This is a genomic window from Rothia sp. HMSC065C12 (assembly GCF_001812085.1).
Classification (GTDB): domain Bacteria; phylum Actinomycetota; class Actinomycetes; order Actinomycetales; family Micrococcaceae; genus Rothia; species Rothia mucilaginosa.
The window spans coordinates 125,689-139,587 of sequence record NZ_KV807679.1 but is presented as its reverse complement, the minus strand read 5'-3'; the positions used below and the strand labels follow the sequence as shown (position 1 = coordinate 139,587).

Below are 13,899 nucleotides of genomic sequence, written 5' to 3'. Positions count from 1 at the left end.
GAGGCATTTTCTGTATTCAAACTTTAGTTACGGGGGGGGCGGGGGAGCGGCTCTAACGCAGCGCTCGCGCACGAGACTGCGCGGCAACATCCAGCGCCACCTCACGCAGAGAGCCGGTCTTCTCAAAGACCGCACGCTGACGATCCGCACCCGTACCCTCGGCGAGGATGCGACGCACCTGCGCCAGCTCTACCTCGCAGTCAAGGTCGCGTGCTACCGGCTCCAGCTTGGGCAGAAGCAGCTCAAAATCTTCACGCAGGGTACGCTGCACCGGCTCGTTAGAGACCACGATCTTAGCCTCCAGGCCGTAGCGGGCGACGCGCCACTTATTCTCCTGCGCGTGCCAGGGGGCGAGCACCTCAATGCTTTCACCCGCCTCAATCTGGCGGGAGAAGTACTCTACCAGGCACTGCGTGAACGCCACGATCGCCGCAACATCCGGCAGGGAGGCGAGGCCATCGCAATAGCGCATCTCAATGGTGCCGTAACGCGGAACCGGGCGAACATCCCAACGGTCCTCGCTCGGATCGTTAATCACGTCGGTCGCCACGAGTGACTCCAAGTACTCGCTGTACTGCTCCCAAGTATCAAAGTGGAAGGGCAGACCGTTCGTGGGCAGCTGCTGGTAAAGCTGGGTGCGGTGCGAAGCGTAACCGGTATCGATTCCATCCCAGTAGGGGGAAGAACACGAAAGCGCCAGCAGATGCGGCCCGTAGTTGGTCAGCGCGTCAATGAGCGGCAGAACCTTATCGCGGGAGTCAACACCCACGTGCACGTGCACACCGTAAATGACCATGTGGCGGCCCCAATACTGGGCGCGCTCGACCACACGCTGGTAGCGTTCCTTCGCCACGACCGGCTGGTCAGCCCAGTGGGAGAAGGGGTGAGTGCCGGCGGGGTAGAACTCAATGCCGAGCTCATCGGTGATGTCACGCAGGGTATCCGCTAAATCCTGCAGCTGACGGCACGCCTCAGCGACGGTGTGGCAGATGCCGGTCACCACTTCGAGGGTGTTCTCCAGGAATTCGCCGGTCACATGCGCCCGGTCGGAGGCGGGCTCAAGCAGTTCGGGGCGGCGCTCGCGCAGGATGGATAGCACCTCGCTGGCGCGCTGGGTCAGTGCGCCGCTTTCACGGTCGATGAGCGCAATCTCCCATTCCACGCCGAGAGTGGACTGCGGGGAGGTAGCAAAGTCGATCATATTGCCTTTCCTGCGTCTGGAAATAGGGTCGTGCATGGTGCCGACTATGGAAGTTATTATCGGTGGGCTCTACCCGGCTGTGCGCTAGCCGGTGGGAGCCGGCTCCTTGGGGGAGTGCCTCTACTAGGCCGCGTATCTTTAATCAGGCACAGTATCTTTATCGGGCACCGTATCTAGTGTACGGTCTTGCGGTGCCCGGTGCCCTGTCGAGTGCAGAATCCGGAACGGGAAATGTCACGAATCGTCACGAACGGTAACCCGTCCTCGGGGCTGGGTCGTCAGCGCTGGGTAGTTAGGGATGGGCGGCCGGGGCTGGCGAGGTTAGAGCGGGCGCACATGCCAGCCGACGCGGCGTGAATCCCTGCCCGAACCGATGCGGGTAAAGACCAGCGTTGCCGGACGGTACGAGGACTCCTGCGCACCCGCCTGCACACCCGAAGAAGAATTAGCGTTCTTTTTCTGTTTCTTCTTGGAAGGCTTAGAACCCGCAGAACCCAGTAGTCGCGCACGCAACTGCTCCGGAACAATATCCACGCCACGCTTCTTAATCGTCAGCGCCGTAAAGCCCTGCTCACGCACCCAACGCTTCAGTTGCTTCTCCTGCAGGGGAATCTCCTCCAGTACTTCATAGCAGGCAACCAGAGGATGCTCCACCGGCTCGGCAGAACACAGGTACGCCAGGTGCTCATCCAGCAGATGCGCGCCAATACTCTGTGCAAACTCAGCGACCAGATGCGAGCGCACAATCGCCGGGGCGGGCTCCAGCAGGTATTCACCCGGCTGCGGCAAGGATGCCGGAACGTCAACGCTCCGCTCCGCCTCTTCCGCCGTCAGGGGGCTGCGGAAGCTCACCGCCTCGTACGGCGGCAGCAGGGCACCGGTTTCGGCGGAGCCTCCGTGGGAGCCTTCGGCGGAACCTTCGGTGGGGGCAGCCTCTTCAGTGGACAGCTCGCGCACAGAGGTTTCATGCACAGAGGTTGCCGTGCGAGCCACCCCCTCCTGAGCTAGCGCGTTAAACCAGAGCACCAACTCGGCGAGGGAACCCTCCGACTGGATCCACTCCGCCTCAACACGCGGGTTGGGGTTTGCCTCCGACGCAATATCTTCGGGCGAGGGGATGCCCTCATGCGGAAAACCGGGACCCAGCTTCACGCCCATCGGCACGCCCGTACGTGCCAGATTCAGCACGAACGAGAACGGAGGAGAGAACGCCTCCGGATCAAAAAGGCGCTCCGTCTGAGCCTTCTTAGCACCGCGCAACTCGCGGCGTGCCGGGTCCATCCACACAATGCCCACCGGCTCACCGGCAGCGTCCAGAAGCTCACCGTGCACATAATCGGTCACATCCCCCGAATACACGCGCGCCTGCGGGCAAAACTCAAGGTTCTTCGCTGCAAAAGAAGCCGTCAACGGGTCCAACTCCACCGCAACCACGGCACCGCGCTCCGCCGCATACACGGCAGAATCCGACGCAATACCGCAACCCAAATCAGCCACCGTGCCGGCAACCGGGCGCAGGCGCTGAGCACGATAGTGGGCAATCACCGGGCGGGTCGCCTGCTCTGCAGCCTCCTGAGTTAGCATGAGCGTGCGGGCGCGCTCGCCGAATTTGGCGCGCGCACGGGTACGAGCCTGCGCCAGCGAAATAATCTGTGTAGACTCCTCGGGGCTAAAACCTCGCGAACGCAAAGATGTAACGGCGCTGAGCGTGTCCGAGCCCAGCGGGTAGAGCTCATCGGCTGCCGCGAGCGCTTCGGTACTGAACGGAAGCTCGGCGGCGGGAGTAAAAGGGGATGCGGGAATAGGCATGCTCCTCATTTTACGGGGTGCCGGTTTTGGCAGGTGGGGAGCCTGATTTGCCCAGCTTTTTGCTCAGCGTTCGCCTTGCGGTGAAACACCCCGGCAGAGGGGCGCTTTTCTTGACCGAAAGCACAGGTGAAACTAGAGTTGAGGTAGCACTCGAGACAGTCATCGGGCGCGCCACTGCGCCGCTGTCTCGCATTGAACGTAAATCCACAACCCGGAGGAACCGATTATGGCTATCAAGCCCCTGGAAGACCGCGTCGTTATCAAGATCGAGCAGGCTGAGCAGACCACCGCATCCGGTCTGGTCATCCCCGAAACTGCGAAGGAAAAGCCGCAGGAAGCACGCGTTGTCGCCGTTGGCCCGGGCCGCGTGGATGAGAAGGGCAACCGCATCCCCGTAGACATCAAGGAAGGCGACGTTGTCGTGTTCTCCCGCTACGGTGGCACCGAGGTCAAGTACCAGGGCGAAGAGTACCTGATTCTCTCCGCACGCGACGTTCTGGCAATCGTCGACTAATACTTTCAGATGCTCATGCGCCGTACCGCTCATCCGGTACGGCGCATGAGCTATCATCTGCCCCTCAAATTTTCCTTTCTGTGACGCACTAGGAGTAGCGAACACATGGCTAAGCAGCTTGAATTCAACGATGCCGCCCGCAAGTCCCTGCAGGCTGGCGTCGATAAGCTGGCAAACGCGGTCAAGGTAACCCTCGGCCCGCGCGGGCGCAACGTTGTGCTCGACAAGCAGTGGGGCGCACCCGTCATCACCAATGACGGCGTGTCCATTGCCCGCGAAATTGAACTGGACGACCCGTACGAGAACCTGGGTGCCCAGCTGGCGAAGGAAGTCGCCACCAAGACCAACGACGTAGCCGGTGACGGTACCACCACCGCAACCGTGCTCGCACAGGCACTGGTCAACGAGGGCCTGCGCAACGTCACTAGCGGCGCGGCACCCGCCGACGTCAAGCGCGGCATTGAGGCTGCTGTGGAGGCTGTCTCCGCACGCCTGCTCGAGAACGCACGTCCCGTGCAGGGCCCCGAGGTGGCGCACGTTGCCGCGATCTCCGCGCAGTCCGAGCAGATCGGTGAGCTGCTGGCCCGCGCCTTCGAGAAGGTCGGCCAGGACGGCGTTATCACCATCGAGGACGGTTCCTCCACCGAGATTGAGCTGGAGATCACCGAAGGTATGCAGTTCGACAAGGGCTACCTCTCGCCCTCCTTCGTCACCGACGCTGAGCGCGGCGAAGCAGTGCTGGAGAACAGCCTCGTACTGCTCTACCAGGGCAAGATTTCTACCATTGCAGAAATCATGCCCGTGCTCGAGAAGATTGTTCAGGCGAAGAAGCCGTTGACCATCATCGCAGAAGACGTTGACGGTGAGGCGCTCTCTGCACTGGTCGTGAACAAGTTGCGCGGCACCATCAACGTGGTCGCTCTGAAGGCTCCCGGTTTCGGTGACCGCCGTAAGGCAATCATGCAGGACCTGGCAATTCTGACCGGCGGCACCGTCGTGACCGGCGAGCTCGGCATCGACCTGCCGCAGGTCACCCTGGAGCACCTGGGCTCGGCACGCCGCGTGACCGTCACCAAGTCCCACACCACCATCGTGGACGGCGGCGGCGACCCCGAGGCGATTGAGGACCGCGTGCAGCAGCTGCGCCGCGAAATTGAGCGCGTGGATTCCGAATGGGACCGCGAGAAGCTCAAGGAGCGCCTGGCTAAGCTCGCCGGCGGCGTGGGTGTCATCAAGGTCGGTGCCGCAACCGAGGTTGAGGCGAAGGAACGCAAGCACCGCATCGAGGACGCTGTGTCCTCCACCCGTGCCGCTCTGGAAGAGGGCATCGTCTCCGGCGGCGGTTCCGCACTGGTTCACGCGCTGAAGGCACTGGACGGCATGGACCTGGGCAACCACGACGCAAACGTGGGTGTACAGATCGTTCGCCGCGCCCTGGTTCAGCCGCTGCGCTGGATTGCTGAGAACGCTGGCGAAGATGGCTACGTCATCGTCTCCAAGGTCTCCGAACTGCCCGTGGGTCACGGCTTCAACGCCAAGACCGGCGAGTACGTGGACCTCATCGAAGCCGGTGTGATTGACCCGGTGAAGGTGACCCGTTCGGCTCTGCAGAACGCATCCTCCATTGCGGCTCTGGTGCTGACCACCGAGACCCTGGTGGTTGAGAAGCCCGAAGAAACTGAAGAAGACTAAATAGTGTGTGTGCCCGGTGCCGCCCCCTCCACCATGGAGGCGGTACCGGGCACTCGCTGTCGGTAGGCTCGGATGCGCTCGCGTTCGAAAGAGCGTTAGAACCTGCCGACAGCCTCCTGCTGAGGGGCTCTTACTATGAGTGCTTCTCAGCAAAGAAACCTTTAGCGGTTTACTATAGAAGGTAAGCTGTTCCCGTTTGCGCTCAAACCACCTTGTGGGGTGCGAGCAGACGGGTCGTACCGCATCTTGACATACGCAACGTATAGGCTGAGCTTCTCACCGATGAAGCCAGCATCCGAAAGGTAGACAATGACCATTCCCACCGCTCTGTCCGAGGATCCCTTCGGCTTCACCGGCCTGACCTACGACGACGTGCTGCTGCTGCCCGGCAACACCGACGTCATCCCCTCCGATGCGGACACCTCCACCCGCCTGTCTAAGCGCATCACCCTGAACACCCCCATTATTTCCGCCGCAATGGACACCGTGACCGACTCCGCTATGGCAATCGCTATGGCACGTCTGGGCGGTATGGGCGTTATCCACCGCAACCTCTCCATCGAGGACCAGGCTGCACACGTGGACCGCGTTAAGCGCTCCGAGTCCGGTATGATCATTAACCCCGTCACCATCGGTGCTGACGCAACCATCGCCGAATACGACGAGGTCTGCGGCTACTACAAGGTTTCCGGTCTGCCCGTCGTCAGCGAAGCGGGCGTGCTGGAAGGTATCATCACCAACCGCGATATCCGCTACATCTCCCGCTCCGACTACGAGGGCATTCGCGTCCGCGATATCATGACCCCTATGCCGCTGGTCACCGCGCACCCCAGCGTCACCAAGGACGAAGCATTCGCGCTGCTGTCCAACAACAAGATTGAGCGTCTGCCCCTGGTCGACGACGCAGGCAAGCTCGCCGGTCTGATTACCCTCAAGGACTTCGTCAAGACTGAGCAGTACCCCAACGCCACCAAGGACGAGGATGGCCGCCTGCGTGCCGGCGCCGCTATCGGCTTCTTCGGTGACGGCTACGAGCGCGCAATGACCCTGGTCGAGGCAGGCGTCGACGCACTGTTCGTGGACACCGCAAACGGCCACTCCCAGGGCGTGCTCGACATGATTGCCCGCCTGAAGAAGGACCCCGCCGCAGCACACGTGGACGTCATCGGTGGCCAGGCTGCAACCCGCCTGGGCGCACAGGCGATCATCGACGCCGGCGCTGACGGCGTGAAGGTCGGCGTTGGCCCCGGCTCCATCTGCACCACCCGCATTATCGCCGGTGTTGGCGTTCCCCAGGTGACCGCTATCAACGAGTCCGCTAAGGCAGCAATCCCGGCAGGCGTGCCGCTGATTGCTGACGGCGGTATGCAGCACTCCGGCGAGATTGGCAAGGCACTGGTTGCAGGCGCTGACTCCGTGATGCTCGGCTCCCTGCTGGCTGGTACCACCGAGTCCCCCGGTGAGCTGATCTTCATGAACGGTAAGCAGTACAAGGCATACCGCGGCATGGGTTCGCTGGGCGCAATGCAGACCCGCGGCCGCCACAAGTCCTTCTCCAAGGACCGCTACTTCCAGGCTGATGTCTCCAGCGAAGAGAAGCTGATTCCCGAGGGTATTGAGGGTCAGGTTCCCTTCCGCGGCCCGCTCTCCGCAGTGATTCACCAGCTCGAAGGCGGCCTGCGCCAGACCATGTTCTACGTCGGTTCCCGCACCATCGAGGAGCTCAAGTACAAGGGTCAGTTCGTGCGCATCACCCCCGCAGGTCTGAAGGAATCGCACCCGCACGACATCATGATGACCGTTGAGGCACCGAACTACCGCCGCTAAAACGCCTCACCAACGATGATTCGCCGCATGGTGTGCACACCATGCGCCGTTGAGCCCGCCCCATACCCGTTCAGGTATCGGGCGGGCATCGGCGCGAATAACGCCCAGCGGCACCCCTCAAACCGAATTCGAAAGGATTCACCCCATGTCTGAAATTCAGATTGGCCTCTCCAAGAACGCCCGCCCCACCTACTCCCTGGACGATGTGGCGCTGGTGCCTACCCGCCGTACCCGCGACCGCCGCGACGTCGACACCTCCTGGCAGATTGACGCTTTCAAGTTCGACACCCCCATCATTGGTGCGCCCATGGACTCGGTCATGTCCCCGGCGACCGCTATTGCACTGGGTAAGCTGGGCGGCCTGGGCGTGCTGAACCTCGAGGGCCTGTGGACCCGCTACGAGGACCCGCAGCCGCTGCTCGACGAGATTGTTGAGCTGCCCGAGGCGGACCCCGCCTCCGCAACCACCCGCATGCAGCAGATCTACTCCGAGCCGATTAAGCCGGAACTGATCACTGCACGCCTGGAAGAGATCCGTGACTCCGGCGTGGTTGTTGCAGGCTCCCTGAGCCCACAGAACACCCAGGAGCACTACGAGACCGTGGTGAAGGCGGGCGTTGAGCTGTTCGTCATCCGTGGCGCGTCTGTCTCTGCTGAGCACATTTCCACCTCCCATGAGCCGCTGAACCTGAAGAAGTTCATCTACGAGCTGGACGTTCCGGTCATCGTTGGTGGCGTTGCTGGCTACTCGCAGGCTAAGCACCTGATGCGTACCGGCGCAGCCGGCGTGCTGGTGGGCTTCGGCGGCGGTTCCGCACAGACCACCCGCCAGGGCCTGGGCATCTCCGCACCGATGGCAACCGCTATCGCCGACGTGGCTGCGGCACGTTCCGACTACCTGGATGAGTCCGGCGGCCGCTACGTACACGTGATCGCTGACGGTTCCCTGGGTCGCTCCGGTGACATGGTGAAGGCGCTCGCACTGGGCGCTGACGCCGTCATGCTGGGCGCTCCGCTGGCTCGCGCATCCGAGGCTCCCGGCCAGGGCTGGTACTGGGGCAACGAGGCGCACTCGCTGGACTTCCCGCGCGGCGTGCGCACCCCGCTGGGTGTTGTCGGCTCCCTGGAGGAGGTCCTGTACGGTCCTTCGCACCACGTGAACGGCACCAGCAACATTGTCGGTGCGCTCAAGCGCGCAATGGCTAACTGCGGTTACCTGGACCTGAAGAAGTTCCAGAAGGCGGATCTGACCGTGGTTCCTGCGTACCGCGGCTAATGTAGCTTCATGAATCACCGCTTGGCGGTTGGCAGGTTGTGATCTGCCGGTCGCCGGGCGGTGCTTTCTATACGCACGCTCTACCCCCGTTAGAGCATGTAGCGGTACCTCCAGATGGGGGAGCGGCTACGTACCGTCGGCGGCATACAGCAATAGCGTAAAATAGATATATCCCCGCGCAAGTGCGCGGATTAGTACCAACACGTTGAGGTAATTTTCGTGACCAACTCTGTGAACCTGGACCAGCTCGAAGAGCGTCCCGTCCTGGTGGTAGATTACGGTGCACAGTACGCGCAGCTCATCGCTCGTCGCGTGCGTGAAGCCGGCATCTACTCCGAAATCGTCCCCCACTCCATGAGCACCGAGAAGATGCTCGCCAAGAACCCGGCAGCCATCGTGCTCTCCGGTGGCCCCTCCTCGGTCTACGCCGATGGCGCACCCAAGGGCGACAAGGCCCTCTTCGAAGCTGGCGTGCCGATCTTCGGTATCTGCTACGGCTTCCAGGTGATGGCCCAGACCCTCGGCGGCACCGTCGCCCAGACCGGTCTGCGCGAATACGGCGCAACCGACGCTGTGGTCTGCGCTGAGAACTCCTCCTTCCTCACCGGCACCCCCACCACCCAGAACGTGTGGATGTCTCACGGTGACTCCGTGACCGAAGCCCCCGAAGGCTTCGAGGTGCTGGCTAAGACCCCCGGCGCATCCGTGGCAGCATTCGTGGACGAATCCCGCAAGCTCGGCGGCGTGCAGTGGCACCCCGAGGTGAAGCACTCCGACTACGGCCAGGTCGCCCTGGAGAACTTCCTCTATAATGTGGCAGGCCTGAAGCCCACCTGGTCCACTAACAACATCATCGAAGAGCAGGTCGCAAAGATCCGCGAGCAGGTCGGTAGCGACCGCGTCATCTGCGCGCTCTCCGGCGGCGTTGACTCCTCCGTGGCAGCAGCACTCGTGCACAAGGCTGTTGGCGACCAGCTCACCTGCTTCTTCATCGACCACGGTCTGCTCCGTGAAGGCGAGCGCGAACAGGTCGAGCAGGACTACGCAGCATCCATGGGTATCAAGGTCATCACCATCGACGAGTCGGAGCGTTTCCTCTCCGCACTCGATGGCATCACCGAGCCTGAGGCGAAGCGTAAGGCTATCGGCCGCGAGTTCATCCGCTCCTTCGAAGAGGCACAGCGCAAGCTGATCGCTGAAGCGGGCGAAGAGGGCGCAGACATCAAGTTCCTGGTCCAGGGCACCCTGTACCCGGACGTTGTTGAGTCCGGCGGCGGCGACGGCACCGCAAACATTAAGAGCCACCACAACGTGGGCGGCCTTCCCGACGACCTGACCTTCGAACTGGTTGAGCCGCTGCGCACCCTGTTCAAGGACGAGGTTCGCGCTATCGGTCGTGAGCTCGGCGTTCCCGAGAAGATCGTGGCACGTCAGCCGTTCCCCGGCCCCGGACTGGGCATCCGCATTGTCGGTGAGGTTAACCGCGAGAACCTGGACACCCTGCGTGCCGCTGACGCTATCGTGCGTGAAGAGCTGACCGCAGCAGGTCAGGACGAGCACATCTGGCAGTGCCCCGTGGTTCTGCTGGCTGGCGTTCGCTCCGTGGGCGTTCAGGGTGACGGCCGTACTTACGGCCACCCGATTGTTCTGCGCCCGGTCTCTTCGGAAGACGCAATGACCGCTGACTGGTCGCGCCTGCCGTACGACCTGCTGGCTAAGATCTCGAACCGTATTACGAACGAGGTCAAGGACGTTAACCGAGTGGTGCTGGACGTTACCTCCAAGCCCCCGGGAACCATTGAGTGGGAGTAATCCCGCTTTGGGCTACCTAGCTTTGTAGCTGGGAGCCTGTGAAGGAGCCGCCCGGTGCATCCGAATGTGGATGCGCTGGGCGGCTCCTTTTGTGAGTATGTACGTTGCAGATGCCAGGGATGAACGAAATATAATGTGCTTATGCATGCTTCGTCTGACATGCGCAGAGCATTAACCTAATGGCATAAGGAGGGGCTAAAGATGTTAAAAGCTGATAACGAGCACATTCAAAAGCAAGAGTATGAATCCTCCGTCTATGAGTTTTTCGTCAGTTTTCCTGCCCTTGCAGATGACGCAAACTGTTCTGAAGAAATCCCCGTGGCGGAACGTTCTGCCTCGCAGCGCCCTGCCCCAGACTTTTAGCTTAGAAGTAAGCCGCCCGGTGCATCCGAATGTGGATGCGCCAGGTGGCTCCTTGCATTAAGTCGTGTAGAAAAGGGGAGAAGGGTTTTGGGGCGTATTAAAAAATCCTCATTTATTTTTTAAACGCGGGGTCTAAATAAAAGAAATGCATTCCGAAAATACCCGAAAAAACATGCCGAAAAACTACACCCAGATATAAACCTTTTTAGTGTGGGTGATGCGGGTGACGAATCGAATCACGCCAATGAGCGCTCGACCCCAACCCAAAATGCAAAGCAAAAAACGTACCAAAACAGCAGAAGCCAAACGCGCACGCCATGTACACACCATAGGTCAGCATCACAAACTCAGAATCATGGCTCAGACCCGACGCCACAATCATCGTCAACGAAACAGCCAGAATGACAAGCCATGCAGCGCTCGCAGCCGCAATCAGCCACGAGATAGCACTCAGCACCGGGTGCGGGACCCTAAACGTACGCTCGGGGCCGCTCACAGGCGCTATGGGCGCGGCAGAAGCTACGGTAGCCTCAACCACCATGCTCGAAGTATTAGGGGTTGAGGGAGCCGAAGAAGAACGCCACGGAATATGGGCATCAGCATGCTGACTGGGAACCTGCGCCGGACGCTGCGGGACGCCTCCAGATTCGGGAGGGGACGAAAGATACGGCTGCTGCATTGCGGGCTCCTGCATATTTAGCCTCACGGGAGAAGGAACAGCCTAGTTCCTAATCTCGTAAGAAATGAGTGTCGGTGATAGAACGAAAGAATGTGGTGGAAAATATATTCTCTCTATATTTCAAGATTAGAAGCGAGCAGTATAAAAAACGAGAGCATCAGCGAATATGATGCAATATGACGCGAAAATTTCGAAAAATACAACGAAAAAGCAGTAAACCTCAACCTGAAGGTTCAGGGTAGGGTTATTAGACAGGGACCATAGCCGTAAAACAACGGCACAGACACAGCAACAGCGAAAGGAACGAGCATGGGAATCATCCTCCCACTCCTCTTCTTAGGGGCAGGATTCGGGCTCGCAATGTTGCTACCTGAGCACTGGGGCAACCGCCTGAAAGAAAGCGCCTCCGCCCTGCTGACCCGCTGGATCATTCCCGCCGTCATCATCTACACCGTCGCCACCAGCCGCCCTGAGCTTTTCTTCGTTGCAGCCTCCACCATGGTGCTGATGCTCCTCGGAGTGCTCTGCGCCGGGCGCATCACCCGCGACCCCGTGCAGAAACTCGCCTTCGTCTATCTGAACGCGGGACTCTTCGGCATCCCCGTGGTCGCCGGGTTCTGGGGTGAGGAAGCCGTGCGAGTCTACATCGGCGCGTATATCGGCAACTCCATCATGGGTAATATTCTGGGCACCTCGCTACTACGAGGCGGTTCTAATACAGATGTAGGGGCAGGGGATGGCAACGCGCCGGATACACGAGCCACCAGGAGCCGTGGTGAAACCCTCCACACGGTGATGCGGGGGCTGCGTACCAGCCCGCCGGTTATCGCCGTGGTGGTGGGTCTGCTCTGCCTGCCCGCCGGCTCTTTCCTGAGCGTTCACGGGGCAGGTTTCTACCGGGTACTGACCTGGATTTTCAGCTTTATCGGACTGATTGTTCTGGGCATGTGGCTCGGTGTCGCCAAGCTACACCGCGCCGACCTGACCCGCGCCGCCGGATGGGCGCTCCTACGCGCCGTGCTCGTAAGCGTCTACAGCATCGGCGTGCTGGCACTCGCCCGCTGGGCACACGATACGGCGGGCATGCACTTTGACCAGTTGCTCGCGCATCCGCAGGTGCTTTTCCTTCTGGCTGTTCTGCCGCCAGCAGCTAATATCGTCATTCTGGAAACCCACTACCGGCACGAAGGCACCGCAGCCCCCGTCATTGCCGCAGGGGCGGCCGTCAGCGTGGGAATGATAGCGCTCGCCGTGCCGATCCTGCAGTTCGTCTTCGCCAGCTAAGTAGAGCCAAGAAAGCACGCCAGGAGAACACAGGAGACCACGCAGAAGACAACACAAAAGGAGGGCGGGGCATAAGCCTCACCCTCCTTCTGTTGTCTATCACCTTATCGGCACGCGGTAGCACTCAACGAGCTACAGCGCTTAGCGAACGATGTGGTACACCTTCGCCTCGTAGGGGCGCAGGGTCGAACCCGCGTCGTCCTTGTAGTTCGAGCTCACCAGCTCAACACGAGCACCAGCCTCACGAGCCTCAGAAAGTACCGCGAAGTCGCGCTCCTGCTCCTCGGCAGTGAAGTTCGAAACAACAAGCAAAGACTCGTTCGCGGGGCTGCCATCCGCACCACCGGTACGGGTGTACGCGTACACAGCCTCATCCTCGTTGTGCGGAACCTGAACCGAATCCACCGGAGCGAAGGCTGCGTAAACCATCAGGTCCTTCAGCTTGCCGCGGCGCAGAGCCACCAGCTGCTGGTAGTGGTAGAAGATCGAATCCTCATCCGCCAGAACAGCCTCAGCGTTAATCGCCGGGTAGTTCGGGTTCACAGCAATCCACGGGGTCACACCCTCGGGGCTGAAACCACCGTTAGCGGAGGCATCCCACTGAACCGGGGTACGAGCGTTATCGCGGCCCTTAATGTAAATCGCCTGCATCGCCTCTTCGTGGCTCAGACGCTTGTGGTCAACGTGCATGTCCTCGTAGAAGCGAATCGAGTCACCATCGCGGTAATCCTCAATCGAATCAAACTTCACGTTGGTCATGCCCAGCTCTTCACCCTGGTAAATGTACGGGGTGCCCTGCATGAAGTGCAGAGTGGTCGCCAGCTGCTTAGCGGACAGGGTGCGGAACTCATCCGAATCGTTACCGAAGCGGGAGACAACGCGCGGCTGGTCGTGGTTGTTCCAGTACAGCGAACCCCAAGCGTTACCCTCCAGGGTGGTCTGCCAGTCGTTCAGGATGCGCTTGAGCTCGGTCAGCTTGTACGGCGCGTAGGACCACTTGCCGCCCAGCTTGCCGTTCGGGTCGTTATCCACGCCCATGTGATCGAAGTGGAAGATCATGTTCAGCTCACCGGTGTGGTAGCCAGCCCACAGCTTAGCGTCCTCGGGGCTGGTTGCGCTGGTCTCGCCCACGGTCATCACATCGTAGCGGCTGAAGGTCTCGCGGGTCAGTTCCTTCATCCACGGGTGCACCATGGTGCCGTTAGAGATGACGAACGGAATCGAGGAGGTGTGCTTCTCAAAGTCGGTGGAGGGGTCATCCGGGAAGCCCTCGGGCTTGGAGATGATGTTGATAGCGTCCAGACGGAAGCCGTCAACGCCCTTGTCCAGCCACCAGCGGACCATGGAGTACAGGTCCTCGCGAACCTTCTCGTTCTCCCAGTTCAGGTCGGGCTGTTCCTTGAAGAAGATGTGCAGGTAGAACTGGCCGGTCGCCTCGTCCC

The 13,899-nt window shown here is 60.8% G+C and carries 11 protein-coding genes; 7 read left to right on the top strand and 4 right to left on the bottom strand.

Going from position 1 to position 13,899, the window contains the following annotated elements; genetic code table 11:
- Positions 1 to 52 precede the first annotated feature (52 nt).
- Entirely contained in the window at positions 53 to 1,201 is a 1,149-nt protein-coding gene (locus HMPREF2836_RS06585; RefSeq protein ID WP_070629914.1) for a glutamate--cysteine ligase, read from the bottom strand.
- 321 nt (positions 1,202 to 1,522) lie between these two features.
- Positions 1,523 to 3,010: a class I SAM-dependent methyltransferase gene (locus HMPREF2836_RS06580; protein ID WP_246822840.1), complete on the bottom strand. Its 1,488-nt coding sequence runs from the start codon at positions 3,008 to 3,010 to the stop codon at positions 1,523 to 1,525.
- 226 nt (positions 3,011 to 3,236) lie between these two features.
- On the opposite strand from HMPREF2836_RS06580, the gene groES reads away from it, so the two are divergent.
- The 6 genes from groES to HMPREF2836_RS09325 all read left to right on the top strand — a co-directional run bounded on the left by groES (position 3,237) and on the right by HMPREF2836_RS09325 (position 10,494).
- Positions 3,237 to 3,524 carry a co-chaperone GroES gene (gene groES, locus HMPREF2836_RS06575; RefSeq protein ID WP_005505066.1) on the top strand — a complete coding sequence of 96 codons (288 nt, stop codon included), beginning with the start codon at positions 3,237 to 3,239 and terminating at the stop codon, positions 3,522 to 3,524.
- Between the two features lie 105 nt (positions 3,525 to 3,629).
- Complete coding sequence (gene groL, locus HMPREF2836_RS06570; RefSeq protein ID WP_012903087.1) at positions 3,630 to 5,216, top strand: chaperonin GroEL; 1,587 nt, start codon at positions 3,630 to 3,632, stop codon at positions 5,214 to 5,216.
- Between the two features lie 309 nt (positions 5,217 to 5,525).
- Complete coding sequence (guaB, locus tag HMPREF2836_RS06565; RefSeq protein ID WP_070629912.1) at positions 5,526 to 7,043, top strand: IMP dehydrogenase; 1,518 nt, start codon at positions 5,526 to 5,528, stop codon at positions 7,041 to 7,043.
- Positions 7,044 to 7,188: 145 nt separating this feature from the next.
- Positions 7,189 to 8,319 (top strand): GuaB3 family IMP dehydrogenase-related protein, encoded by a 1,131-nt coding sequence (locus HMPREF2836_RS06560; RefSeq protein WP_005505070.1) that lies wholly within the window; start codon positions 7,189 to 7,191, stop codon positions 8,317 to 8,319.
- A gap of 219 nt (positions 8,320 to 8,538) precedes the next feature.
- On the top strand, positions 8,539 to 10,131 hold the full coding sequence (gene guaA, locus HMPREF2836_RS06555) for a glutamine-hydrolyzing GMP synthase (protein WP_005505071.1): 1,593 nt from the start codon (positions 8,539 to 8,541) through the stop codon (positions 10,129 to 10,131).
- Between the two features lie 201 nt (positions 10,132 to 10,332).
- Positions 10,333 to 10,494 (top strand): hypothetical protein, encoded by a 162-nt coding sequence (locus tag HMPREF2836_RS09325; RefSeq protein WP_160311328.1) that lies wholly within the window; start codon positions 10,333 to 10,335, stop codon positions 10,492 to 10,494.
- A 205-nt stretch (positions 10,495 to 10,699) separates the two neighbouring features.
- On the opposite strand, the gene HMPREF2836_RS09245 is transcribed toward HMPREF2836_RS09325, so the two are convergent.
- Complete coding sequence (locus HMPREF2836_RS09245; protein WP_141744451.1) at positions 10,700 to 11,188, bottom strand: hypothetical protein; 489 nt, start codon at positions 11,186 to 11,188, stop codon at positions 10,700 to 10,702.
- A gap of 294 nt (positions 11,189 to 11,482) precedes the next feature.
- Here HMPREF2836_RS09245 and HMPREF2836_RS06550 point away from each other — a divergent pair, with 294 nt between their 5' ends.
- A complete protein-coding gene (locus HMPREF2836_RS06550) occupies positions 11,483 to 12,457 on the top strand; it encodes an AEC family transporter (RefSeq protein WP_070616180.1) in 975 nt (324 codons plus the stop codon).
- Between the two features lie 141 nt (positions 12,458 to 12,598).
- On the opposite strand, the gene HMPREF2836_RS06545 is transcribed toward HMPREF2836_RS06550, so the two are convergent.
- Positions 12,599 to 13,899, bottom strand: a 1,301-nt coding sequence (locus HMPREF2836_RS06545) for an alpha-amylase family glycosyl hydrolase (protein ID WP_070629911.1), incomplete at its 5' end; no start/stop codon positions are given.